Source organism: Streptomyces sp. NPDC101225 (assembly GCF_044767585.1).
Classification (GTDB): domain Bacteria; phylum Actinomycetota; class Actinomycetes; order Streptomycetales; family Streptomycetaceae; genus Streptomyces.
On record NZ_JBIWOE010000055.1, the window covers coordinates 18,170 to 40,763 of the forward strand.

The 22,594-nt window shown below is 73.5% G+C and carries 21 protein-coding genes and 4 tRNA genes; 10 read left to right on the plus strand and 15 right to left on the minus strand.

The window, feature by feature from the left end; translation table 11 throughout:
• Position 1: 1 nt before the first annotated feature.
• The 3 genes from ACIRPX_RS41350 to ACIRPX_RS41360 all read right to left on the minus strand — a co-directional run bounded on the left by ACIRPX_RS41350 (position 2) and on the right by ACIRPX_RS41360 (position 3,601).
• The gene (locus tag ACIRPX_RS41350; protein WP_404205214.1) at positions 2-1,216 is read right to left on the minus strand and encodes an acetyl-CoA C-acetyltransferase; all 1,215 of its coding nucleotides are present in this window, start codon (positions 1,214-1,216) and stop codon (positions 2-4) included.
• Between the two features lie 62 nt (positions 1,217-1,278).
• Positions 1,279-2,430: an acyl-CoA dehydrogenase family protein gene (locus tag ACIRPX_RS41355; RefSeq protein ID WP_404205216.1), complete on the minus strand. Its 1,152-nt coding sequence runs from the start codon at positions 2,428-2,430 to the stop codon at positions 1,279-1,281.
• Between the two features lie 28 nt (positions 2,431-2,458).
• Positions 2,459-3,601, minus strand: a complete 1,143-nt coding sequence (locus ACIRPX_RS41360) for a CaiB/BaiF CoA transferase family protein (protein WP_404205218.1) — start codon at positions 3,599-3,601, stop codon at positions 2,459-2,461.
• A gap of 182 nt (positions 3,602-3,783) precedes the next feature.
• On the opposite strand from ACIRPX_RS41360, the gene ACIRPX_RS41365 reads away from it, so the two are divergent.
• Positions 3,784-4,962 carry a saccharopine dehydrogenase family protein gene (locus tag ACIRPX_RS41365; RefSeq protein WP_404205220.1) on the plus strand — a complete coding sequence of 393 codons (1,179 nt, stop codon included), beginning with the start codon at positions 3,784-3,786 and terminating at the stop codon, positions 4,960-4,962.
• A 37-nt stretch (positions 4,963-4,999) separates the two neighbouring features.
• Here ACIRPX_RS41365 and mmpA read toward each other — a convergent pair whose 3' ends face one another.
• Together mmpA and ACIRPX_RS41375 are read right to left on the minus strand one after the other, a co-directional pair.
• On the minus strand, positions 5,000-5,146 hold the full coding sequence (gene mmpA / locus ACIRPX_RS41370) for a morphogenic membrane protein MmpA (RefSeq protein ID WP_404205222.1): 147 nt from the start codon (positions 5,144-5,146) through the stop codon (positions 5,000-5,002).
• Positions 5,147-5,356: 210 nt separating this feature from the next.
• Entirely contained in the window at positions 5,357-6,052 is a 696-nt protein-coding gene (locus ACIRPX_RS41375; RefSeq protein WP_404205224.1) for an endonuclease V, read from the minus strand.
• A 49-nt stretch (positions 6,053-6,101) separates the two neighbouring features.
• On the opposite strand from ACIRPX_RS41375, the gene ACIRPX_RS41380 reads away from it, so the two are divergent.
• Positions 6,102-6,398, plus strand: coding sequence for a YciI family protein (locus ACIRPX_RS41380; RefSeq protein ID WP_404205226.1), 297 nt, complete (start codon positions 6,102-6,104; stop codon positions 6,396-6,398).
• A 159-nt stretch (positions 6,399-6,557) separates the two neighbouring features.
• Here the strand turns inward: ACIRPX_RS41380 and ACIRPX_RS41385 are convergent, their stop codons facing one another.
• Positions 6,558-7,673, minus strand: coding sequence for a WD40/YVTN/BNR-like repeat-containing protein (locus ACIRPX_RS41385; protein WP_404205228.1), 1,116 nt, complete (start codon positions 7,671-7,673; stop codon positions 6,558-6,560).
• A gap of 260 nt (positions 7,674-7,933) precedes the next feature.
• Between ACIRPX_RS41385 and ACIRPX_RS41390 the strand changes: the two genes are divergently transcribed.
• The gene (locus tag ACIRPX_RS41390) at positions 7,934-8,350 is read left to right on the plus strand and encodes an SsgA family sporulation/cell division regulator (protein ID WP_404205230.1); all 417 of its coding nucleotides are present in this window, start codon (positions 7,934-7,936) and stop codon (positions 8,348-8,350) included.
• Here ACIRPX_RS41390 and ACIRPX_RS41395 read toward each other — a convergent pair.
• Together ACIRPX_RS41395 and ACIRPX_RS41400 are read right to left on the minus strand one after the other, a co-directional pair.
• Positions 8,314-9,183 carry an isocitrate lyase/phosphoenolpyruvate mutase family protein gene (locus ACIRPX_RS41395; RefSeq protein WP_404205231.1) on the minus strand — a complete coding sequence of 290 codons (870 nt, stop codon included), beginning with the start codon at positions 9,181-9,183 and terminating at the stop codon, positions 8,314-8,316. The genes ACIRPX_RS41390 and ACIRPX_RS41395 overlap by 37 nt on opposite strands.
• Positions 9,184-9,247: 64 nt before the next feature.
• Complete coding sequence (locus tag ACIRPX_RS41400; RefSeq protein WP_404205233.1) at positions 9,248-9,856, minus strand: GPP34 family phosphoprotein; 609 nt, start codon at positions 9,854-9,856, stop codon at positions 9,248-9,250.
• Positions 9,857-10,192: 336 nt separating this feature from the next.
• Here ACIRPX_RS41400 and ACIRPX_RS41405 point away from each other — a divergent pair, with 336 nt between their 5' ends.
• The 4 genes from ACIRPX_RS41405 (at position 10,193) to ACIRPX_RS41420 (ending at position 14,857) form a co-directional block, all read left to right on the plus strand.
• Positions 10,193-11,806: an ABC-F family ATP-binding cassette domain-containing protein gene (locus tag ACIRPX_RS41405; RefSeq protein ID WP_404205235.1), complete on the plus strand. Its 1,614-nt coding sequence runs from the start codon at positions 10,193-10,195 to the stop codon at positions 11,804-11,806.
• 138 nt (positions 11,807-11,944) lie between these two features.
• The gene (gene ddaH, locus ACIRPX_RS41410; RefSeq protein ID WP_404205237.1) at positions 11,945-12,721 is read left to right on the plus strand and encodes a dimethylargininase; all 777 of its coding nucleotides are present in this window, start codon (positions 11,945-11,947) and stop codon (positions 12,719-12,721) included.
• Positions 12,722-12,933: 212 nt separating this feature from the next.
• Complete coding sequence (locus ACIRPX_RS41415) at positions 12,934-13,908, plus strand: acyl-ACP desaturase (RefSeq protein ID WP_404205239.1); 975 nt, start codon at positions 12,934-12,936, stop codon at positions 13,906-13,908.
• 103 nt (positions 13,909-14,011) lie between these two features.
• Positions 14,012-14,857 (plus strand): hypothetical protein, encoded by an 846-nt coding sequence (locus ACIRPX_RS41420; RefSeq protein ID WP_404205241.1) that lies wholly within the window; start codon positions 14,012-14,014, stop codon positions 14,855-14,857.
• Positions 14,858-14,877: 20 nt separating this feature from the next.
• On the opposite strand, the gene ACIRPX_RS41425 is transcribed toward ACIRPX_RS41420, so the two are convergent.
• A tRNA-Trp gene (locus ACIRPX_RS41425) sits at positions 14,878-14,953 on the minus strand.
• Positions 14,954-15,042: 89 nt separating this feature from the next.
• Between ACIRPX_RS41425 and ACIRPX_RS41430 the strand changes: the two genes are divergently transcribed.
• A complete protein-coding gene (locus ACIRPX_RS41430; RefSeq protein WP_404205243.1) occupies positions 15,043-16,446 on the plus strand; it encodes a hypothetical protein in 1,404 nt (467 codons plus the stop codon).
• A gap of 22 nt (positions 16,447-16,468) precedes the next feature.
• Positions 16,469-18,292: an AAA family ATPase gene (locus tag ACIRPX_RS41435; protein WP_404205261.1), complete on the plus strand. Its 1,824-nt coding sequence runs from the start codon at positions 16,469-16,471 to the stop codon at positions 18,290-18,292.
• A 12-nt stretch (positions 18,293-18,304) separates the two neighbouring features.
• On the opposite strand, the gene ACIRPX_RS41440 is transcribed toward ACIRPX_RS41435, so the two are convergent.
• The 6 genes from ACIRPX_RS41440 to ACIRPX_RS41465 form a co-directional block, all read right to left on the minus strand.
• A complete protein-coding gene (locus ACIRPX_RS41440; protein ID WP_404205245.1) occupies positions 18,305-19,549 on the minus strand; it encodes a ribonuclease inhibitor in 1,245 nt (414 codons plus the stop codon).
• Positions 19,546-20,874, minus strand: coding sequence for an SDR family oxidoreductase (locus tag ACIRPX_RS41445; protein ID WP_404205247.1), 1,329 nt, complete (start codon positions 20,872-20,874; stop codon positions 19,546-19,548). Before ACIRPX_RS41445 ends, ACIRPX_RS41440 begins: the two co-directional genes overlap by 4 nt.
• 29 nt (positions 20,875-20,903) lie before the next feature.
• A tRNA-Ala gene (locus ACIRPX_RS41450) sits at positions 20,904-20,978 on the minus strand.
• 8 nt (positions 20,979-20,986) lie between these two features.
• Positions 20,987-21,058, minus strand: a tRNA-Glu gene (locus ACIRPX_RS41455).
• A gap of 10 nt (positions 21,059-21,068) precedes the next feature.
• Positions 21,069-21,143: transfer RNA gene (locus ACIRPX_RS41460), tRNA-Gly, on the minus strand.
• A 39-nt stretch (positions 21,144-21,182) separates the two neighbouring features.
• Complete coding sequence (locus ACIRPX_RS41465; RefSeq protein WP_404205263.1) at positions 21,183-21,431, minus strand: WhiB family transcriptional regulator; 249 nt, start codon at positions 21,429-21,431, stop codon at positions 21,183-21,185.
• A gap of 289 nt (positions 21,432-21,720) precedes the next feature.
• On the opposite strand from ACIRPX_RS41465, the gene ACIRPX_RS41470 reads away from it, so the two are divergent.
• Complete coding sequence (locus tag ACIRPX_RS41470) at positions 21,721-22,506, plus strand: VOC family protein (RefSeq protein WP_404205265.1); 786 nt, start codon at positions 21,721-21,723, stop codon at positions 22,504-22,506.
• Positions 22,507-22,594: the final 88 nt, after the last annotated feature.

Here is a 22,594-nt window from a genome sequence, read left to right on the forward strand (position 1 = left end):
TTCAGACGCGCTCGACGATCGTGGCGATGCCCATGCCGCCGCCGACACAGAGCGTCGCGAGGCCGTAGCGCTTGTCCTGGCGCTCCAGTTCGTCCACGAGCGTGCCGAGGATCATCGCGCCGGTGGCGCCGAGCGGGTGGCCCAGGGCGATCGCGCCGCCGTTGACGTTGACCTTGTCCAGCGACAGGCCCATGTCCTTCACGAACCGCAGGACGACCGCGGCGAACGCCTCGTTGATCTCGACGAGGTCGATGTCGTCGATGGTCAGGCCGGCCCTGGCCAGGGCCTTGCGGGTGGCGGGCGCGGGGCCGGTGAGCATGATCGTGGGCTCCGAGCCGGACACCGCCGCGGAGACGATCCGCGCACGCGGCGTGAGGCCGCCTCGCTCGCCGGCCTCCTTGGTGCCGATGGCGACCAGGGAGGCGCCGTCCACGATGCCGGAGGAGTTGCCCGCGTGGTGGACGTGGTCGATCTTCTCGACCCAGTGGTACTTCTGCAGCGCCACGGCGTCGAAGCCGCCGAGGTCGCCGATGTCCGCGAAGGACGGCTTCAGCCGGGCGAGGGAGTCGGCGGTGGTGCCCGGGCGCGGGTGCTCGTCGTGGTCGAGGACGACCAGGCCGCTGCGGTCCCTCACCGGGACGAGGGAGCGCTCGAAGCGGTTCTCCTTGACGGCCGTGGCCGCCCGCTCCTGCGAGAGGGCCGCGTACTCGTCGACGTCCCGGCGCGAGAAGCCCTCGATGGTGGCGATGAGGTCGGCGCCGATGCCCTGCGGTACGAAGTTGGTGGCGAGGTTGGTCATCGGGTCGTTGAACCAGGCGCCGCCGTCGGAGGCCATCGGCACCCGCGACATGGACTCGACGCCGCCCGCAAGGACGAGGTCCTCGAAACCCGAACGGACCTTGGCGGCGGCCATGTTGACGGCTTCCAGGCCGGAGGCGCAGAAGCGGTTCTCCTGCACGCCCGCGACGGTGTCCGGCAGTCCCGCGGCGATCGCGGCGATCCGGGCGATGTCGGAGCCCTGGTCGCCGACCGGGCCGACGACGCCGAGCACGATGTCGTCGATCGTGGCCGGGTCCAGGCCCGGGCAGCGGTCGCGCAGTTCGTGGATGAGCCCGACGACCAGGTCGATGGGCTTGGTGCCGTGCAGGGCGCCGTTCGCCTTGCCGCGGCCGCGCGGGGTGCGGATCGCGTCGTACACGTACGCTTCGGTGCTCACAAGCAAGCCTTTCGGGGGTGAGGGTCGGCCGGCCGGGTCGAGGGTGGGCCGGCCGGGAGGCTTCAGCCGAGCAGCGAACGGCCGATGATCTCCTTCATGATCTCGGTCGTGCCGCCGTAGATGGTCTGGATGCGGCCGTCGGTGAAGGCCCGTGCGACCGGGTACTCGGTCATGTAGCCGTAGCCGCCGTGCAGTTGGAGGCAGCGGTCGGCGACGCGCTTCTGCAGCTCGGTCGCCCACCACTTCGCCATGGACGCGTCGACGGCGTCGAGCGCGCCGGCCCCACCGTCTGCGTGCGCTTCGATGCAGCGGTCGAGGAAGGTGCGGGTGACGGCGCACTCGGTGGCCATCTCGGCCATCTCGAAGCGGATGTGCTGCTTGGTGGCGAGCGGCCGGCCGAAGGCCTCGCGCTCCTTGACGTAGTCGGTGGTGATCTCCAGCAGGTGCTCGGCGGCGGCGATCGCCGAGACGGCGATGCTCAGGCGCTCCTGGGCGAGGTTCGTCATCAGGTGCACGAACGCGCCGTCGAGGGTGCCGAGGAGGTTCTCCTTCGGCACGCGCACGTCGTGGAAGAACAACTCGGCCGTGTCCTGGGCCTTCTGGCCGATCTTGTCGAGGTTGCGGCCGCGTTCGAAGCCCTCCATGCCGCGCTCGACGACCAGCAGCGACAGCCCGTGCGCACCGCCTTCGGGGGTCGTCCTCGCGACCACGACGACCAGGTCGGCGAGGATGCCGTTGGAGATGAACGTCTTGGCGCCGTTGAGCACCCAGTGGTCGCCCCGGTCCGCGGCGTGGGTGCGGATGCCCTGCAGGTCGGAGCCGGCGCCCGGCTCGGTCATGGCGATGGCGGTGATGATCGAGCCGTCGCAGAACCCGGGCAGCCAGCGCCGCCGCTGCTCCTCGGTGGCGAGCGAGGTCAGGTACGGGCCGATGATGTCGTTGTGCAGGCCCAGGGCGAGGCCAGCGGCGCCCGCGCGGGTGAACTCCTCGGCGAGGACGGCGCTGTAGCGGAAGTCGGCGCTGCCGCCGCCCCCGTACTCCTCGGGCACGGCGAGTCCGAGCAGGCCCTGCTTGCCGGCCGCCCGCCAGGCCTCGCGGGAGACGATGCCGTCCTTCTCCCACTGCTCGTAGTACGGGAGCACCTCCCTGGCCAGGAAGGCGCGCACCGTCTCGCGGAACGCGTCGTGCTCGGGGGCGAAGATCTGCCGCTTCATCCGGGGCCCTTCATGGATTCCTGGTCCGTCATGAGGTGTCCTTCACGAGGTCGGGTACGTCCCAGTCGCGCGCCACGCCGGCGGTGTCCGCGCCGGGCCGCGCGGGGCCGGTCCGTACGGCCGTCGGGGTCGCGGAGAAGCGGGGCGCCGGCGCCGGCTGGGTGATGCCGCCGTGGCCGGTGAAGGTGGAGCGGGCGGCGAGATGGGGGTGGTGGGGGGCCTCGCGCAGCGACAGCACGGGCGCCACGCACGCGTCGGAGTCCTCGAAGACGGCCGTCCACTCCCGCTGGGTGCGGGACTTGAAGCGGGCGGCGACCGCGGTGCGCAGCTCGCCCCAGCGGGCCCAGTCCTTGCGCGCCCCGGTGTGCTCGGGGATGCCGAGCAGGGTCACGAACTCCTCGTAGAACTGCGGCTCCAGGGAGCCGACCGCCATGTACCGGCCGTCGGCCGTCTCGTACGTGCCGTAGTACGGGCAGCCGCCGTCCAGGAGGTTGGCGCCCCGCCGGTCCTGCCAGCCGCCGGCTGCGAGCATGCCGTGGATCATCGCGGAGAGGTGGGCGGTGCCGTCGACGATGGCGGCGTCCACGACCTGCCCGGTGCCGCCCGCGCGCGCGTGGTGCAGGGCGGCGAGGACGCCGACGACCAGGTACAGCGAGCCGCCCGCGTAGTCGCCGAGCAGGTTGGCGGGAACGGCCGGCGGGCGGTCCGGGTCGCCGATCATGCCGAGGGTGCCGGTGAGCGCGATGTAGGCGACGTCGTGGCCGGCGCGCTGGGCGAGGGGGCCGTCCTGGCCCCAGCCGGTCATACGGCCGTAGACGAGTCTCGGGTTGCGGGCGTGGCAGGCCTCGGGGCCGACGCCGAGGCGTTCGGCCACGCCGGGGCGGTAGCCCTCGACGAGGATGTCGGCGCGTTCGGCGAGGTCCAGGACGCGCGCGGCGCCGTCCGCGGACTTCAGGTCGACGATCACCGAGCGCTTGTTGCGGTTGGTGACGTCGTACGCGGGGTCGATGGCGAGCCCGGCACCGCCCGGGCGGTCCACCCGGACCACGTCGGCGCCCAGGTCGGCGAGGAGCATGGCGGCGAACGGGCCCGGCCCGATCCCGGCCAGCTCGACCACGCGCACGCCGGTGAGCGGGCCCTGCCCGGCCGCCGGCGTCTCTGCCGTTGTCATCCAGCCCCCAGCACTGTGACACAACTGATGTAACACCAGTGATGCTAAGAACACGTTCCACCGAACACAAGACCTGAGCGAGCAAGCGCTTAGCCAATTGTCGGGGTCCGCGGCCGTGCGGCCGCCTCCTCACGCTAACCTCGGCCACCGACAACGGCGCGAGCTGCGGACCGAGAGGTGTCATGAGCAGGCTGAACAGGGCGGACCGCCCGTACGACATCGTGCTCTTCGGGGCCACCGGCTTCGTCGGGGAGCTCACCGCGGAGTACCTGGCCGCGCACGCGCCCGACGGGCTGCGCTGGGCCGTCGCGGGCCGCAGCGCGAGCAAGCTGGAGCGGCTGCGCGAACGGCTGCCCGGCGGCGGGAAGATCGGTGTGCTGCGCGCCGACGTGTCCGACCCGGACGCCCTGCGCGAGCTCGCCGGGCAGGCACGCGTGCTGGCCACGACCGTGGGCCCGTACATCACCTACGGCGAGGACCTCGTGGCCGCCTGCGCCGACAGCGGCACCGACTACCTCGACCTCTGCGGCGAGCCCGAGTTCGTGGACCTGACCTACGTGCGCCACGACGCACGCGCGCGTGAGACCGGCGCCCGGCTGGTGCACGCCTGCGGCTACGACTCGGTCCCGCACGACCTCGGGGCGTACTTCACCGTCAAGCAGCTGCCCGAGGGCGTGCCGCTGACCGTGGACGGATACGTGACGGCGGACGCCACCTTCTCCGGCGGCACGTTCGCCTCGGCGCTGGGCCAGTTCGCGCGGGTGCGCCCGATGCTGGCCGCCGAACGGGACCGCAGGCGGCACGAGCCGCGCCTGGTGGGGCGGCGGGCCGCCGCGCCCACCGCGGCGCCGAAGTTCGCCAAGGAGGTCGGGGCGTGGGCCCTGCCGCTGCCGACCATCGACCCGCAGATCGTGCACCGCTCGGCGAAGGCCCTGGAGCGCTACGGCCCCGACTTCCGCTACCGGCACTACGCGGCGGTGCGCCGCCTGCCCGTCGCGCTGGCCGGGGTCGCGGCCGTCGGCGGCCTGTTCACGGCGGCCCAGCTGCCGCCCGCGCGGCGCTGGCTGTCGGACCGGCTCAGGCCCGGCGAGGGGCCGGACGCCGACAAGCGCGCGAAGAGCTGGTTCAAGGTCCGCTTCGTGGGCGAGGGCGGCGGCCGGCGGGTGTTCACGGAGGTCGCGGGCGGCGACCCCGGCTACGGCGAGACCGCCAAGATGTTCGCCGAGTCGGCGCTGTCGCTGGCCTTCGACGACCTGCCGCCGACGGCCGGTCAGGTGACCACGGCGGCGGCGATGGGCGACGCGCTGACCGACCGTCTGCGCGCGGCCGGCATCACCTTCCGGGTCGCCGCCGGCCGCTGAGGCCGGGACGGGGGCCGGGGCCGGCCCTCGGCCGCCCCTACATCGACCAGCCGGCCACGGTGTAGATCATCCCGGCGATCCAGCCGACCCCGGCCAGCACGGCGAGGATCAGCACAGCCGTCACGGCCCGCTCTACGGGACGGTCGGGGTCGGCGAGGGGCTTCGGGGCCCGGTGCGTCGTCATGCGGCACAGCCTGTCCGCCGGCGCACCGCGGCCACATCCGTACGGCTACTCAGTACGCGTACTCGGATCACCACGCGCGCAGGCCCACTCCCGCAAGCGCGGTTGGAGACTTTCCGCCGCCGCGGCCCTTGATCCCGCGGCCGTTGGCGGAAAAGGGGCCAAGCCCGGGGACGAGGCCGCCGTGTACGACTCGGGGTACCGCGAGGTCGGTCAGTGGCGGATCGTCGCCTCCTGAAGCGCCCGGCGGCACAGCGCGTCCGCCCGGCGCGTCGTCTCCGGGAGCCGGTAGGCGGGGGTCAGCGCCAGGGTGTGCGCGCAGGCGTTGTCGAGGCCGGCGCGATGGCCGACGGAGACGAAGACCGGCTTGACGGCGTCCCGCGTGCGCAGGGCCCGGCCGACCTCCTCGGAGCCCGCCAGCAGCGGTGAGGCGCTGCCGCGCGCGGCGCCCGGATCGTGGTGGGTGAAGGTGAAGGGGTTCTTGGCGACGCCGATCGTGGGCAGCCCCGTCAGGACACCCAGGTGGCTGGCGAGGCCGAAGCGGCGCGGGTGGGCGAGGCCGTAGCCGTCGCACACCACCAGGCCGGGCGGGCACGCCAGCGCGCCGAGGGCGGCGAGGACCGTGGGGATCTCGCGGAAGGCGAGCAGACCGGGCACGTACGGGAAGGAGATCCGGCCGACGGCCGTGGCCTCCTCGACCACCTCCAGGGTCCCCGCGTCCAGCACCACCGCCGCGGCCGCGACCACGTCCCGCTCGTCGTCGTAGGCCACGTCGACGCCGGTCACGTACCCCGTGCCGGGTGGCGGTCCCACCTCGTCGAGCAGCACGCGCCCGCGCAGCTCGTCCTGGACGGCACGGGCCTCTTCCTCGGTCGCGGGCCAGCCCGCGGGGATGCTCACGGTCGTCATGATGGGAACGAGCGTACGGGCCCGGACCGCGCGGCGTAGGCTCGCGATCATGTTCGTACTGGAGCTGACCTACACCGCCCCGCTCGACGCCGTGGACGCCCTGCTGCCGGACCATGTGGCGTGGCTGGACGAGCAGTACGGCAAGGGCGTCATCCTGGCGTCGGGGCGCAAGGAGCCCCGCGACGGCGGGGTGATGCTCGCCGTCGCACAGGACCGCGCGTGCATCGAGGAGATCGTCGCGGGCGACCCCTTCGCCGTCGCCGGTGTGTGCGCCTACCGGATCACGGAGTTCCGCGCCACGAAGACGGCTCCGGAGCTGGCGCACCACCGGCAGACGCTCGGCTGAGCCGCGCCTCGGCTCCTCCTCGCGTTCAGGGCCGCCGCAGCCACCCCCGCCACACCGCCCGGCCTCGTCGTGGAGCCGGTCGCGGGCCGGTCCGTCCTTGCCGACGGCGCGGCGGGCCTTTGCGGCGGGGAACGACCACCCGCCTCGCGGTGTCCCGCGTCAGCGTTCCAGCCGGGCCACCCGCCCCTGCTCGCCGGCCGCCCAGCAGGTGGGCGCGGGGCCGGACACGCAGTCGACGGTGTCGTAGGAGCCCGTGTCGACCGTCCGCCAGGTGCGGCCGCCGTCGGTGGTCACATCGGTGCCCGTGGGGCCCACCGCGAGGGCGGTGGTGCGGCTGTGCGGGAGCCAGGCGGCGCCGGAGCGGTAGGCGGGCGGCGGCTGGGCGGACGGCTGCCACGCGCGGCCGCCGTCGGCGGTGCGGGCGGCGGCCCGCGGCGAGGTCTGGCCGGGGCGGTAGTCGCCGCCGACGGCGAGGCCGTGGGTGCGGTCGCGGAAGGCGAGCGCGAAGACGCCCTTGGCCGGGTCGCCCGCCGGGATCGGGGTGTCGGCGGCCGTCCAGGTACGCCCGCGGTCGCGGGAGTGCAGCACACGCGCGCGTGCACCGCCTCCGGTCGCCAGCCAGACGTCCGACGGACCGGAGGCGACCAGGCACTGGCCGCTCGCCGCGAAGCCCGCCTCCCCGTCCAGGGCGGGCGGCATGCCGTCGCCGGGCAGCACCGTCCAGGAACGGCCGCCGTCGGCGGTCGACAGGATGCGGAACCTGCCGTCCACCGGGTCGCTCATGGCCAGGCCGTGACGGTGGTCGAAGAAGGTCAGGCAGTCGTAGAAGGCGTGGGCGTCGGTGTTGCGGAAGGACTCGGTCCAGGTCGCACCGCCGTCCTCGGTGCGGTAGACGCGGGACGCCTCGCCCTCGCCGATGGCCAGCACCACGGCGCGGCGCGCGTCGAACGCCTCGATGTCCCGGAACTCCAGTTCGCCCGCGCCCGGCGGCGAGACGTCGCGCCAGCTCGCCCCGCCGTCGGTGGTGCGCAGCACGGTCCCCTCGGCGCCGGCCACCCAGGCCGTGTCCCGGCCCACGGCCGACAGGCCCCGGAAGCGCACGCCGCTCGCGCCGGTGTCCTTCAGCGCCCAGTGGAGTGCCCGATGACCCTTTGACGCCGGTGCGGATTCCTGCGCCTGCGCGGGTGTGGCGGTCGGCGCGGCCAGTGCCGCCGAACACACCGCCCCCACGGCCACCGTGCGGAACGTACGTCTGATGCGTCGCGAGCTCCCCATGCGCCTCATGGCGGGCGAAGCTAGTCCACCCCGCGGACACCGTCCAGAGGACCCGACCGAACCGCAAATGCACAGGAGTGCACGGAAAGTGGACCCCGTCACTCCTGTGCATGAACGCGGTGACGGAGGTCACTCGAAATCGGGGTGCACGGATTGGCCGATTCCGGCGTCTCTAGCAGTGCCCGGTCCCATCGGCACCGGAGCCCGGGCCGATCCGCCCCACCGTCCAGCAGTCCGGCCGTCAACAAGGGAGCAAGGCGTTGTCCACCGTCATCGAGCAGTCCGTGGAGGCCCGCCTCGTGGCCGCCGCGCCACGTATGCCCAGCATCCCGGCGACGCTGCACTACGACCGCAGCGATCCGTTCGCGGTCCGCATGACCTTCCCCGCCCCGGCCACTCTGGAGGGCGTGGACGTCTGCTGGACCTTCTCGCGCGAACTCCTCACGGACGGCCTGGAGGAGCCCGCGGGCGACGGCGACGTCCGGGTGCGCCCCTACGGCTACGAGCGCACCGTCCTGGAGTTCCACGCCCCCGAGGGCACCGCCGTCGTGCACGTCCACTCGGACGCGATACACCGGTTCCTCTCCGCCACCAACGCCCTGGTCCCCGTCGGCATGGAGCACCTGCAGCTGGACCTCGATCACGGCCTCGCGGAACTGATGCGCGACGCGGCCTGACGGCCCCCGCCCATCAGGGTGTTGAGCTCGCCGTAGTCCAGCCCGCCCGCCAGCGAGTCGTACGTGCCCGCGCCCAGCAGCTCCCCTGCGGCGCGCCGGACCAGTGCGTGGGCGGCCTGCGCGATGCTCGAGCCGGCGCTCACCCGGGCCACGCCGAGCGCGGCCAGTTCGGCGACCGGCGGCGCGCCCGGACCGGCCAGCACGTTCAGCGGTCCCTCGATCCCGTCGACGAGGAGCTTGACCGTCCCCGGGTCGACGGCCCCGGGGACGAAGATCCCGTCGGCGCCCGCCGCGAGGAAGGCGGCGGCCCGCTCCAGTGTCTCGTCCACTCCCCCGGCGCCCCTGAGGAAGGTGTCGATGCGGACGTTGACGAACAGCGGCACCCCGGCCGCGTCGGCCGCCTCCCGTGCGGCCGCGGTCCGCTCGGCCTGCTCCGCGAGGGGACGCAACGGCCCCGTCCCGGCCTCGTGGAGCGCGTCCTCGATGTTCACGCCGACCGCGCCCGCCTCGATCACCGCGCGGATCGTGCCGGCGACACCCGCCGCGTCCCGCGCGTAGCCGGACTCGATGTCCGCGCTGACGGGCACGTCCACGGCGGCGGCGATCCCGGCCACGGCACCGAGGGCCGCGTCGCGCGCCAGCCGGTCGCCGTCCGCCGCGCCGAGCGCCCACGCGAGACCCGCGCTCGTGGTCGCGACCGCCGCGGCACCGGCGCCCTCGACGATGCGGGCACTGGTGACGTCCCAGGCGTTCGGCAGCACGAGCGGGGTACCGGGGACGTGCAGGGAGCGGAAGGCGAGGGCACGCGCGCGAAGGTTCTCGTTCGTCGTCATGCCGCCCACCCAACCAGCGGGCGCGGGGCGGAGGCTGGCAGAAATCCGACCGGTACGTCCGGGGTCAGGGCGCCGACGTCAGGGCCGAGCACAACTCGCCGAGGACCCCGCCCGCCCCGCCGCGCCCGACGAGCTCCTCGACCCGCCCCTTGAGCTGCTCACGGCTGCCGTCCGGGACCAGACCGCGCACCCCCGCGGCGGCCGCCAGGGCCACGGCGGCGGCCTCCTGCCCGGAGACCTCGCCGCGCCCCCGCCACACGTCCCGTGCCTCCTGCCGCAGCGCGGCCACGGCGTCCTCGCGCTGCAGGACGTGCTCCACGCTCGGGAAGACACCGAGCACCCGCTTCTTCTCCGCCCGCAGCCAGCCGTCGGCGGTCAGCTGCTCCCGCACGGCGTCCGCCGTCACGCGGGCGTGCAGGCCCACCCACGCCCGCCAGCGGTGCGGCATGGACTCGCGGACCAGTTCCAGCAGCCCGTCGAGGACGGCGTCCCCGGTGAGGGTGTCCAGGTCGGCCGGGGTGGCGATGCCGTCCTCGTCGGTGAGCAGGCCGCGCCGGACCAGCTCGATGAGGGCGCCGGCCCGCACCAGGTGCGCGGCCGCCGCCTCGGCGCCGGCGGGGTCCCAGGCCAGGAGGCACAGCCGGGCCGGGATCGAGAGCGAACCGTGGGGCACGAGGTCTCCTTGCTGCGGCATCGTCAAGATCACGGTAGTTCGTTATTGCGTTGACAGCCGCCAGAGCCGCTCGTACGGTGTACAGCGATTCTGCTGCCGTCGATCGGAGAAGGACGTTGCTCCTCTGAGGTCCTGAGACACCGTGTGACACACCACAGGTGTGCGCCGTGTGCGACCTCGGCAGTCGAGCCGTCCCGACGGAACAGGGCGTTCTTCACGCCCCGGCCCCGTTCTGCGAGGCCTCCTCCCTCTGTGGAACCCCGCTCTCCCGCCGTGGGTCACCGGTGTCTCGATACGCGTTTGCCCCTGACCGCATCAAGCAACCGCGAGGCCCGTATGTCTCCATCCATCACCTGTACGTCCCTCTTCTTCGCCTGGCCCGACGGCACGTCCGTCTTCGAGGGCCTGGACGTGTCCTTCGGCCCCGGCAGGACCGGGCTCGTCGGCGTCAACGGGTCGGGCAAGTCGACCCTGCTGAAACTCGTCTCCGGTGAACTCGCCCCGGCCGACGGCGTCGTCCGCACCACGGGCGAGGTCGGGTATCTCCCGCAGAACGTCACGCTCGACACCCGTCTGCGGGTGGACGAGGCGCTGGGCATCGCCGCCCGGCGGGCCGCGCTGCACGCCATCGAGACGGGCGACGTGTCCGAGGAGCACTTCGAGACGGTCGGCGACGACTGGGACGTGGAGGAGCGAGCCCTCGCCACCCTCGGCGAACTCGGGCTCGGCCACATCGAGTTGGACCGCAGGATCGGTGACGTGTCGGGCGGTGAGTCGGTGCTGCTGCGGCTGGCCGCCCTGCTGCTCCGCCGCCCGGACGTCCTGCTCCTGGACGAACCGACCAACAACCTCGACCTGTACGCGCGCAGACGGCTCCATGCGGCCGTGTCCGCCTGGCCGGGCGTCATGGTCGTGGTCAGCCACGACCGCGAACTGCTGGAACTCGTCGACCAGATCGCCGACCTGCGCTCCGGGGAGGTCACCTGGTACGGCGGCAACTTCTCCGCCTACGAGGAGGCCATCGCCGCCGAGCAGGAGGCCGCGGGGCGCATGGTGCGCGTCGCCGAGGCCGACTACCGCAAGCAGAAGCGCGAACTGGCCGACGCCCAGGTCAAGCTGGCCCGCCGCAAACGCTACGGGCAGAAGATGTGGGACCAGAAGCGCGAACCGAAGATCGTCATGGGGGCGCGCAAGCGTGCGGCGCAGGAGTCCGCGGGCAAGCACCGCATCATGCACGAGGAGAGGCTGACCGAGGCGAAGGAGCGCCTCGACGAGGCGGCCGACGCCGTACGGGACGACGACGAGATCCGCGTCGACCTGCCCTTCACGGCCGTTCCACCGGGACGGGACGTGCTCACCCTGCGGGATCTGGAGCTCGCGCACGGCGCGCGCGTGGCCGGCGGGCTGGACCTGCGCGGTCCGGAGCGGATCGCGCTGATCGGGCGCAACGGCGCGGGCAAGACCACGCTGCTGCGGACGATCGCGGGTGAGCTGGATCCGGTCTCGGGCGAGGTGCACGCGCACGTGCCGCTGCGCTTTCTGCCCCAGCGGCTCGACGTCCTCGACGGCGAGCTGTCCGTCGCCGAGAACGTGGCCCGCTTCGCGCCGGACGCCACCAACAACCGGATCCGGGCGCGCCTCGCCCGCTTCCTGTTCCGCGGCGCGCGCGCCGACCAGAAGGCGGCGACGCTGTCCGGCGGCGAGCGTTTCCGGGCGGCCCTGGCCGCGCTGATGCTGGCCGAGCCGGCCCCGCAGCTGCTGATGCTCGACGAGCCGACGAACAACCTCGACATGGCGAGCGTCCGGCAGCTGACGTCGGCCCTGGAGTCGTACGAGGGAGCACTGGTCGTGGCCAGCCACGACCTGCCGTTCCTGGAGTCGATCGGGATCACCCGGTGGCTGCTGCTGGACGGCGAGTTGCGCGAGACCGCGCCGGAGGAGGTGGGATGACGCGTCCCGGCGGCGCGTCTCAGGAGGGGCACATCCTGGCAACGGGGGTTTTGCCCGCGCACATCCGCGCTGCATGATGGCCGTCCGGGCCCCCACCGAGGGGCCCGGTCCGCCGTCCCGCCGTTACGGAGTCCCGTCGTGCCCAGCAAGAAGGCCCTCGTCCGCCGCCCCGGCCCGCGTCTCGCCGACGGGCTGGTGACGCACATCGAGCGGGAGAAGGTCGACGCCGATCTCGCGGCGGAGCAGTGGGAGGCCTATGTCGAGGCCCTGGGCCTGCACGGCTGGCAGACCATCGAGGTCGACCCCGAGGACGACTGCCCCGACGCGGTGTTCGTCGAGGACACCGTCGTCATGTACCGCAACGTCGCGCTGATCACCCGGCCCGGCGCCGAGTCCCGGCGGGAGGAGACGGCCGGGGTCGAGGAGGCCGTGGCGCGCCTGGGCTGCTCGGTGAACTGGATCTGGGAGCCGGGCACCCTGGACGGCGGCGACGTGCTGAAGATCGACGACACGATCTACGTCGGCCGGGGCGGACGCACCAACGCGGCCGGCGTCCAGCAGCTGCGCGCCACCCTGGAGCCGCTGGGGGCGCGGATCGTCGCCGTACCCGTCAGCAAGGTGCTGCACCTGAAGTCGGCGGTCACCGCGCTGCCCGACGGGACGGTCATCGGGCACATCCCGAAGGTGGACCGGCCCTCGCTGTTCCCGCGCTTCCTGTCGGTGCCCGAGGAGAGCGGCGCCCATGTGGTGCAGCTCGGCGGCGAGAAGCTGCTGATGGCGGCGAGCGCCCCGAAGTCCGCGGAACTGCTCGCCGATCTCGGCTTCGAGCCCGTCGTGGTGGACATCAGCGAGTTCGAGAAGCTCGAAGGCTGTGTGACATGTCTCTCGGTCCGGATGCGGGACCTGTACGCCTGACGGGTGACCCACTCACCCCTGCGGCGCCGGGACCTGCGGGTCCCGGACCGTTTTGACATGGCCTCGGACGCCTTGGGCAGCCCACCTGATCAGGGATCTTTACAGCGCCCTTAACCTACGGCTTCGTAACCTACGGTTTCGTAGCCTACGATCCCGTAGGTTCCGGCACCGCTCGCCGGCCCGTCCCCGCTGTCGCGTCCCCTGGAGTTCCCGTGACGATCACTTCCCCGCACCTCGGCGCTCCCGCCGTCTGGACCGACGCCCGGCTGCTGTACGCCCTGGAGGAAGTGGTCGAGAAGGAACTCGACCGGCATCTGAAGGTCGCCAAGGACTGGATGCCGCACGAGTACGTGCCGTGGTCGGACGGCCGCAACTTCCCCGGTCACTTCGAGGACGGCGAGGCCTGGGAGAAGGAGCAGTCCAAGGTCACCGAGATCGGCCGCACCGCGCTCGTGGTGAACCTGCTGACGGAGGACAACCTCCCCAGCTACCACCACGAGATCGCCTCGCTGTTCGGCCGTGACGGCGCCTGGGGCACCTGGGTGCACCGCTGGACCGCCGAGGAGGGCCGGCACGGCATCGTCATGCGCGACTACCTGCTCGCCTCGCGCGCGGTCGACCCGGACAAGCTCGAGCAGTTCCGGATGTCCCACATGAGCGAGGGCTTCGAGTCGGACAACCGCCACTCGATGCTGCACTCGGTCGCGTACGTCGCCTTCCAGGAACTCGCGACCCGCATCTCGCACCGCAACACCGGCCACCAGTCGGGCGACCCGGTCTGCGACCGCATGCTGGCGCGCATCGCGACCGACGAGAACCTGCACATGGTCTTCTACCGCAACCTCCTGAAGTCCGCCTTCGAGCTCGCCCCGGACCTCACCATGCAGGCGGTGCGCGACGTCGTCGTCGACTTCCGCATGCCCGGCCACGGAATCCCCGGCTTCGAGCGCGCGGCGGCCCAGATGGCCATCGGCGAGGTCTACAACCTCCGCATCCACCACGACGACGTCCTCCAGCCCGTGCTGCGCTTCCTGAAGGTCCTGGAGATCGACGGCCTGGGCCCGGAGGGCGTCCAGGCCCAGGAGGAGCTCGGCCTGTTCATGGGCGGCCTCGACGCGGAGGCCCTGAAGTTCGACGAGAAGCTCGCCGCGCGCAAGGCACGGATGGCGGCCCGGGCCGGAGCCTGACGGCGCACCGGATCCGCGGTGCAGCGCACATCCGGTGCGCCGACGTTCCCATGCGCCGAATTTCCGGTGCGGATCACCCCTGGCCCGCGCCATCATGCGGGCCATGGGTGACAACAGCACGTCCCGGCGCGCGGCCGGCTTTCTGCTGGACCTGATCGACGCCGGGGCGGCGCAGCGGGTGCGGCGCCGGATCGGCGTGCCCCCGCACACGCGCGTGGACAGCGCCGGCGAACGGGCGCGGCTGATCTCCTCGTGGACGTGGCGGGCGGTGCCCTCCTCCGTGCTGCTGTGGGTGCTGGAGGAGGACGACCCGGACCTCAACGCCGTGGTGTGGCGCCACTCCCACGCGGACGACTTCATGCGCCGCGCCATCCTGCGCGGTGTGCCGTTCGGTCCCGGCCGCACGGCGCGGGTCCCGGTCGCCCCCGTCCTGCGCCACAGCGGGGAACCCCCGGTGCCCGCCTGCTACGCCCGGCAGGGACTGATCGGCGCACTGCGCCGGGCCACCGCCATGGCACCCGCGCGGAAGGCGGCCTCGATGGTGCTGGAGCGCGCCGACTGGCGGACGGTCGGCGAGGCGGATGCGGAGCGCCCGCTGCCCGGTTACGCGCGCTGGGCCCTGGCGGTGCGCCCGGACTGCCCGCCGCGGCTGCGGACGCAGTTCGGGGTGCACCGCAAGTTCACGAACCGCGTACGCGGGGCGGGAGTGCTGGACGGCCCGGCCGAGTACGCGACGGCGCACGGCCCCGCCTCGGACACCCTCCAGGTGCTCTCGCTGGGCCACCTGCTCTTCCCGGCCCGCGTCCGCGACGCCGAGGACGCGCTGCGGCCGCTCGTCCGCGACCACTTGGGCGGCCGCGAGGAGGCCTGGGCGGTGCTGGCCCAGCTGGTCGACGGCTTCCACGGCACCGTGCCGGAACTCGTGGCGACGGCGGGCGCCGTCGCCTGACGGGGACCGCCCGCGCAGGGGGCGGGGCGGCTGGATTCGAACCAGCGTGTTCCGGTTCTGGAGACCGGCGCGCCTGCCGCTGCGCTACGGCCCCGCCCTTGAGGCCCGAGCGTAATGCGTTGGCCGGTTGTCGGTGGGGCGCTGGTACCAATGATCCACGGGGGACACGGGCACGGGGGCGGGACATGGCGTACGGAGAGCGGGGGCGGCGGCGCCCGGTGGTCGACCTGGCCGACCGCAGGGCGCTGGAGCGCTACCGCCCGGCGGACGAGGCCGTCGTCGAGGAGGCGCGGCGGCTGAAGGAGGCCGCGCTGCTGGACTTCGGCCTCACCGAGTCGGCGGTGGCGTCGTGGCTGTACGCCAAGTGCCACCACCAGATCCCCACGACGGCGGTGGACACGGCGGCCGTGGTGGCCTCCGGCGACGGCACCTGCCTGCTGCTCTACAACCCCGCCTTCTTCGTCGGACTCGGCCTGGACGGCGTGAAGTTCGTGCTGTTCCACGAGGCGCGGCACCTGCTGCAGCGGCACCTGTTCGCCGACCCCGAGCTGCGCGAGGACCCGGTCTTCGAGCTGGCCGCCGAGGTGTCCGTCAACCATGTCGCCCTCGTCCGTCTCGGCCGTGAGGAGCTGCCGCTGCTGGACGGCCGCCCGACGGGCGTCGACCCGCGCCGGGTCCACGGCCTCTACGTCGCGGATCTGACGGCGCACGGCCTGCGGCCGGTGCCGTACGAGACGTTCACCGGGACGGACATGCGGGTGTACGGCGAGCTGAAGCGGATGCACCGGCCGCCCGTCCCGGACCGGCGGCTGTGCCTGCACCTGCTGGACGACGCCGTCCCCGCCGACCAGGAGACCGTCGACGCGGTCGCCTCCTCCGCGCTGCTCAACTCCCTGCTGGCGGCCCGCCGCGGCCATCCGGGCGCCGAGGGCGAGCTGCTGGACCTGATGAGCCGCACCGAGGACGGGAACGCGCGCGCCGCGAAGATCTGGGGCAGCCTCGGCGCGGGCGCGCTGCGCGGCGAGACCACCCGCACGCGCACGGTCCACTGGTGGCAGCGCTGGCTGGTGGACGTCCTCGGCTCCAAGCTGCGCGAGGGCGAGCGGCTGGTGTACCCCAAGAAGCGCGGTGCGCTGCTCGCCGCCCTCGGCCAGGACCCGATGCTCTCCCGGCGCGGCCCGGTCCGCGACAAGGTGCTGGTCGTCGCCTACGACACCTCGGGCTCCATGCCGGAGCACGTCATCACCTGGCTGACCCGGCTGGTGGGCCGGATCGACGGCGTCGAGGCGCACTGGCTGTCCTTCGACGCCCACGTGATGCCGTTCAGGCCGGGCGAGCGCGTCCTCGGCGGCGGGGGCACCAGCTTCCAGGCGGTCGCGGACTACGTGGAGGGGCGTACGGAGGTGCACGGGCGGCGGTTCGACGTCACCCCGGACGCCGTGGTGATGCTCACCGACGGCTACGCCCCACCGATCACACCCGCCGAGCCGGACAAATGGATCTGGCTGATCACCGAGGGCGGCGACGAATGGCCCGAGCGGCACACCCCGGCGATGGACTGCCATCGCGTCACGACAGGATCGAGGTGAGGGATTCATGACCACGCGGCACATGCCCGCGCGACAAGGCCGGCCGAACCGCGGCGACGCGGCGCGCGGACCCGCCGGGCTCTCCCGCCTCGAGACCTTCATCGACGCGATGATCGACATGGGTCACACGGGCCAGGTCTTCGGCGAACACGGCATCGGCAAGACGGCGACGTTCTTCTCGCACATCGCCCGCGCCCACCCCGACACGACCCTGGTGTACGTCCCGGCGGCGAACCTGACGCCGGACGACCTGCTGGTCAACGCGCCGGTGCGCGACCCGCACACCGGTGAACTGGTGCTGCGCCAGCTGGTGATGAGCCAGCTCAAGCCCGGCCGGCCGTTCGTGCTGCTCGTCGACGACTCCCTGCAGGCGGGCGAGACCATCCAGTCGCAGCTGATGCAGATCGCCTGCAACTGGACGCTCGGTGAGCACGATCTGCGTGCGCTGGGCTGCGTCGGCGTCTTCCTCACCGACAACGAGTCGCAGGCCGAGACGTCGGCCCGGCGCAGCGACCTCGCGCTGCTGGACCGCATGGTGACCCTGCGGATCACGGCGAACGACACGGCCTGGCGCCGCCATCTGGCGGCCAGGTACCGCCCGTGGGACCTGGGTGCGGTCTTCTCCCTGTGGGCGTCGCTGTCCCCGGCACTGCGCGAGCTGCTGTCGCCGCGCACCCTCGACCACGTCCTGGCGAACGCCAAGGAGGGCTTCCCGCTGCGCTGGGGGCTGCCTCTGGTCGACGGCGAGCGGCTGCGGCTCGCGGAGCCCGGCCCGGACGGCAGACCGGGGCAGAACCGCACGGCGGAGATCCTGGACCGCATCGCCGAGGCGCTCGGCGTGCCCAATCCGCCGCGGATTCCCGACCCGGTACGGCAGGTCGTGCGCGCCGCCCTGCGCAACCGCTGGACGGTGCTGCTGCAGGGACCGCCCGGCTGCGGCAAGACGGAGCTGGTGCGCGAGACGCTGCGTGAGGGCCTGGGCCACGAGCCGCTGTACTTCTCGCTGCCGGTGACGAACGTCGAGGACCTGTGCGCGCCGGTCCCCTCGCCGGACGGCACGCTGGACAACCTGCTGGCGGCCGGGTTCACGGGGCCGGAGGCGAAGGCCGTCGTGTGGGACGAGTACAACCGGCCCAAGGACAAGGCCGCGTTCGCCAAGCTCATGGAGATCACCCAGGAGTGGTCGCTGGCGGGCCGGCGGATCGAGCATCTGCGGGCGCAGATCGCGGTGCAGAATCCGCCCTACCACCTGGGCCGCAAGCTGCTCGTCGCGCGGAACAACATCGCGCAGGCGACCCGGTTCACGGCCTCGCTGCAGGTGGAGCCGGAGGACATACCGGCCAACGAGTGGCTGCTCGCGCGCTACGGCCAGGACGCCGAGACCGTCCTGGAGTGGTGGAAGCACGACATCGACGACGAGGGCCGCGCATGGATCACCAAGCGCACGCTGCAGCGGCTGATCGAGCTGCACCGGCGCGGGCTGCCGCTGGAGATGGGCACCGTCTACCTCGGCGACGGCGAGTACGCCCCCGTGCCGCTGACCGCGCTGATGGACCGCTTCCAGGGCCGCCCGGTCACCGGCCTGCGTGAGCTGGCACGCGACGTGGACGCGTGGGAGGCCCGGCTGCGCCGCGCCGCCGGCCACTCCCTGGAGGGCGGCGACGACAGCGACGTGGTCCACCAGATCCTCGCCAATGCCGAGCTGTCCCAGCTGAAGAAGCACCGCGCCGCCGTGAGCCGCCTGGTCGCGCTGCTGCCGGCGAAGCTGCGGGCGACGTACCTGGTGGGCGCGTCGGCGCGGCAGCAGCGGTTCTGGACCGAGGTGTTCATGACGCTGCGGCGCTGACACCGGGCGTGCTCAGCGCACCCCGCCGGCTCCGGCCGGCGGCGGCGTACGGTGCACACTGCGCACGGCGGCGACATCGGCCGGGACCGACGGCAGCGGGACGTGTGCGCTCAGCGCCTCCAGCCGGCGCTTGACGCTCGCGGCGATCCCGCGGCCCAGCACGAACCGCGTCGCCGTGGCGGCGCGGGGCGCGGTGTCCAGGAGGCGGTGCGCCTCGCGGCTGCGCATCCCCGTGTGGGCGAGCACGAGATGGGCCAGCCGGTGCTCGGACCGCGCGAGCGCGTCCGCGATGGTCGCGGCGGCCGCCAGGTCGACCTGGTTGTCCGCCGCCCCGAGCACGGCCGCCGCCCGCACCCGGCCGAGGTCCAGCAGGGTGACCCCGGCCGCGGTCGCCGCCGTCACCAGGCGGGCGGCGGCCGATGGGCCGATGCCGTTGCCGGCCACGGACAGCCGCGCCAGGCGTCCGTACGGCGCCCGGCCGAGCGCGTCGGCCAGGTGGAGCGCCCCCGCGTCCCCCAACCGGGCCGCGGACACGTACAGTTCGTCGACCGCGCCGGCCGCCACCACCTCGGCGAGCGCCGCCGCTCCGGCCTGCCCGAGCGGGTTGCCGCCGGCGAACAGCCGCTCGATCCGGCGGCCGTTGCCCGCCGCGGCGAGCAGCGCGTCCGCGAGGACGCCGGCCCCGGGCGCGTCCAGGCCGGTCTGCACGAGGTCGAGGGTGCGCAGCGACCGTGCGGAATCAAGGAGTTCGGCGGCGGCCCGGCCGCCCCCGCCGCCCAGCGGGTTGCGCTTGAGCCACACACCGGTCACCACCTGGGGCGAGGCCCGCAGCTGGTCGGCGATGCGGCAGGCGCCGCCCGCGGTGATGCCGTTGCAGCCGAGGTAGAGCGTCTCGACGCCGGCGCCCGTCCCGGCCACGGCGGCGGCTCCGTCGTCGCCCAGCGCGTCGGTCCCCAGCAGCAGATGCCGTACCGGAGAGGGGCCCTGGGACAGTGCGCCGGCGACCAGGGCGGCGCCCCGGGCACCCAGGCTCTGCTTGCACAGGTCGAGCCGGCCGTCGGGCAGGGCCGTACCGGCCGAGAAGTCCAGCCGCTCCCCCGCCGGGCGTCCGGCCCGCAGCCAGTCCAGCAGCGGGCCGAGTTCGGCCACCGGCCGGGGCACGACGCGCGGCACACCGGCGCAACCGGCCACCGCGCCGACCCCGGCGACCGCGCCGTCACGGCCGGCCCCGGCGGGAGTGCCCGCTTCCCCGGTCACCACTGGGCCTCCCGGTAGTCCTTGAGGAACACCCCGGACACCGGATCGCCGGCCTCGCCCCGCACGATCGGGTCGTACACGCGTGCCGCCCCGTCCACGATGTCCAGCGGGGTGCGGAATCCGGCCCCGGCCATGCGCTCCTTCTTCGGCGCCGGGTTCTCGTCGGTGATCCAGCCGGTGTCGACGGCGCACATGTGGACGCCCCGCCCGGCGAGATGGGCGGCGCTGGTGCGGGTGAGCATGTTGAGGGCGGCCTTGGCCATGTTGGTGTGCGGATGGCCCGCCATCTTGTTGCGGACGGCGAACCTGCCCTCGACCGCGGTGACGTTGACGACGTAGCGGCGCGGGTGCGGCGAGGCGAGCAGCAGCGGCAGCAGCCGGTCGCACAGCAGCGCCGGGGCGAGGGCGTTGACCAGCTGGGTCTCCAGGACCTCGGCCGGGTCGAGCGCGCCGAGCCGCGCCGACCAGGAGTTCTCCGGCGACGGGTCGGGCAGCAGCCCGGCCTCGTCGGCCTCGCGCAGCGCGACCGGCAGCGACGCGGCGCCGCTCCCCAGCATCCGCATCGGGGTGAAGCCGGGCGCCTGCCGGGCGCCCTCGGGCAGCCCGTCGTACTCGCCCCCGGCGAGCAGGGCGTACGACTCGGGCGGGCGCCGCACGGTCTGCGCGGCGTTGTTGACGAGGATGTCGAGCGGCTCGCCCTCGGCACGCAACTCCTCGCACAGCCCCAGCACTTGGCGTGGATCGCGCAGGTCGACGGCGAGCACGGCGAGCCGGTCCAGCCACGTCTCGCTGCCCGGCTCGGCGCGGAAGCGGCGCATCGTGTCGTGCGGGAAGCGGGAGGTGACCAGGAGCTGCGCGCCGTCGCGCAGCATCATCAGCGCGAGCTGGAAGCCGATCTTCACGCGGCCGCCGGTGAGCAGCGCGCGGCGCCCGCCCAGGTCGGTGCTCAGGGCGCGCCGTGCCGTGTTGTCGGCGGCGCAGTCCGGGCAGAGCCGGTGGTAGAAGGCGTCGACCTGCCGATAGGGCGACTTGCAGACGTAGCAGCTGCGCGGCCTGCGGAAGACGCCCGGGCTGCCGGGGAGGGCGAGCGGCGCGTCCTCGCGCCGGTCCCGGGCGCCGGTCGCGGTCGCGGCCATCGCGTCGGCGTCCGCCGCGGACAGCTTGGCACCGCGCGCCTTGCGCCGCCGCAGCCGGCCGTCGCGGGCGAAGGAGGCGGCGACCTGCTCGGCGCGCAGCCGCACGGGGTCGTCGACGGGCAGCTCGCGCAGCCGGCCCATGGTGCGGTGGAAGGCGGCCAGCTCCTCGTCGCCGATCACGTCGGTCATGTGTCCCGCCCCGTTCCTGCCCTGCCGTGTGGTGGGCCGGGCCGGATTCGAACCGGCGTGTCCTTCATGCCATGAAGGTGCGCCTGCCTCTGCGCTACCGTCCCCTGCGGGTGGGCCCCGGCCGGATTCGAACCGGCGTATCCGCCCTGAGAAGGCGGCGAGTCTGCCTCTGCTCGACAGGGCCCACGGACGCAGCCCGGGGACCGGATTCGAACCGATGTCGTCCGCCTGGGCAAGGCGGGTGCGCCTGCCTCTGCGCTACGCCCGGGTGCGCCCTGGGATCCTAACCGCATCCGGGCCTGCCGGGCTCACCGGTTTTCGCGCCGCCGCAGCTCCAGCCGTTCCTTCTCCGACAGGCCGCCCCAGACACCGAAGCGCTCGTCGTTGCGCAGGGCGTAGTCCAGGCAGACCGGACGCATCTCGCACAGGCCGCAGATGCGCTTGGCCTCACGCACCGAGCTGCCCGGCTCGGGAAAGAAGAAGTCGGCCCCGGTCTGCGCGCACAGCGCCTCGGCCTGCCAGGCGAGGTCCGTCGGGGCTGTCATGTCGATGTGCATGGGCGAGAGCGTGCCGGGCGGCGAAAAACGTTCGATCAACGCCCGATCAACGCCGCCGCCGGGGCCCGCGGCCGCCTCGATGGTGGCGCGCCCGCCCCCGGTGGCGCACGGCGGCGCGCGGAGCACGCCGCGAACCCGTCCGAGCCCCGTCGGCCGTTCCCGGTCGTCACGGCCGGCGCGCCCGGTGAAGCGCCTCCTCCGCCCCGCCCGGACACTCCGGCAGCGATTGTCGGTGCGGGATGCAAGACTCGGCAGTGCAGAGAACGGGACCCTTCCGAGGAGGGCGATGATGCTCACCACCCGTTTCGTCAACGGCGCTCCGAACTGGATCGACGTCGGCACCTCCGACATCGACGGCGCCACCACCTTCTACGGCGGTCTCTTCGGCTGGCAGTTCCGGTCGGCGGGCCCGGACGCCGGCGGCTACGGCTTCTTCCAGCTGGACGGCGGGACCGTGGCCGGCGGCATGCAGACCACCCCCGAGCAGGGGCCGCCCTCCTGGACCGTCTACTTCCAGAGCGCCGACGCGGACGCCACCGCCAAGGCGGCCGAGCAGGCGCACGGCTCGGTGCTCATGCAGCCCATGGACGTGATGGGCGAGGGCCGTATGGCGATCCTCGGCGACAAGGCGGGCGTGCCGTTCGGCATCTGGCAGCCGGGCCGCACGAAGGGCGTCGACAAGGCCAACGAGACCGGCGCCCTGTGCTGGGTCGAGCTCTACACCCTCGACATGGCCCAGGCGGCCTGGTTCTACCACGAGACCCTGGGTCTGGAGACCTCCGCGGTGCCCTTCCCCGGCGGCACGTACACCTGTGTCAACCCCGTCGGCGCCGGAGAGGACGCCATGTTCGGCGGCATCGTCGACCTGGCCGAGGACCCCGCGGAGCAGAGCGCCTACTGGCTGCCGTACTTCGAGGTGGCCGACACGGACGCCGCGGTCGCCCTGACCCGCCGGCTGGGCGGCAGCGTGCGCGCCCCCGCCACGGACATCGAGGGCGTCGGCCGCATCGCCAAGCTGGCCGACCCCTACGGCGCCCGCTTCGCCGTGATCAAGAGCGCCCCGCAACAGCCGTGAGCGAGCACGGGCAGGCGCCCCTTCACGGGGGCGGGGAAGGGCGCGACCGGCCGTGACGCCGCAACGGCCGAGAACCAACCCGACACGG

Excerpts from the sequence above, each read along its gene's own strand:
- mmpA (WP_404205222.1), bottom strand. The coding sequence starts at position 5,146 with ATGACGACGCACCGGGCCCCGAAGCCCCTCGCCGACCCCGACCGTCCC.
- ACIRPX_RS41405 (WP_404205235.1), top strand. The coding sequence starts at position 10,193 with ATGTCTCCATCCATCACCTGTACGTCCCTCTTCTTCGCCTGGCCCGAC.
- ACIRPX_RS41360 (WP_404205218.1), bottom strand. The coding sequence starts at position 3,601 with ATGACAACGGCAGAGACGCCGGCGGCCGGGCAGGGCCCGCTCACCGGC.
- ACIRPX_RS41430 (WP_404205243.1), top strand. The coding sequence starts at position 15,043 with ATGGCGTACGGAGAGCGGGGGCGGCGGCGCCCGGTGGTCGACCTGGCC.
- ACIRPX_RS41380 (WP_404205226.1), top strand. The coding sequence starts at position 6,102 with ATGTTCGTACTGGAGCTGACCTACACCGCCCCGCTCGACGCCGTGGAC.
- ACIRPX_RS41465 (WP_404205263.1), bottom strand. The coding sequence starts at position 21,431 with ATGCACATCGACATGACAGCCCCGACGGACCTCGCCTGGCAGGCCGAG.
- ACIRPX_RS41395 (WP_404205231.1), bottom strand. The coding sequence starts at position 9,183 with ATGACGACGAACGAGAACCTTCGCGCGCGTGCCCTCGCCTTCCGCTCC.
- ACIRPX_RS41445 (WP_404205247.1), bottom strand. The coding sequence starts at position 20,874 with ATGACCGACGTGATCGGCGACGAGGAGCTGGCCGCCTTCCACCGCACC.
- ACIRPX_RS41420 (WP_404205241.1), top strand. The coding sequence starts at position 14,012 with ATGGGTGACAACAGCACGTCCCGGCGCGCGGCCGGCTTTCTGCTGGAC.
- ACIRPX_RS41435 (WP_404205261.1), top strand. The coding sequence starts at position 16,469 with ATGCCCGCGCGACAAGGCCGGCCGAACCGCGGCGACGCGGCGCGCGGA.
- ACIRPX_RS41365 (WP_404205220.1), top strand. The coding sequence starts at position 3,784 with ATGAGCAGGCTGAACAGGGCGGACCGCCCGTACGACATCGTGCTCTTC.
- ACIRPX_RS41355 (WP_404205216.1), bottom strand. The coding sequence starts at position 2,430 with ATGAAGCGGCAGATCTTCGCCCCCGAGCACGACGCGTTCCGCGAGACG.
- ACIRPX_RS41375 (WP_404205224.1), bottom strand. The coding sequence starts at position 6,052 with ATGACGACCGTGAGCATCCCCGCGGGCTGGCCCGCGACCGAGGAAGAG.
- ACIRPX_RS41385 (WP_404205228.1), bottom strand. The coding sequence starts at position 7,673 with ATGGGGAGCTCGCGACGCATCAGACGTACGTTCCGCACGGTGGCCGTG.
- ACIRPX_RS41470 (WP_404205265.1), top strand. The coding sequence starts at position 21,721 with ATGCTCACCACCCGTTTCGTCAACGGCGCTCCGAACTGGATCGACGTC.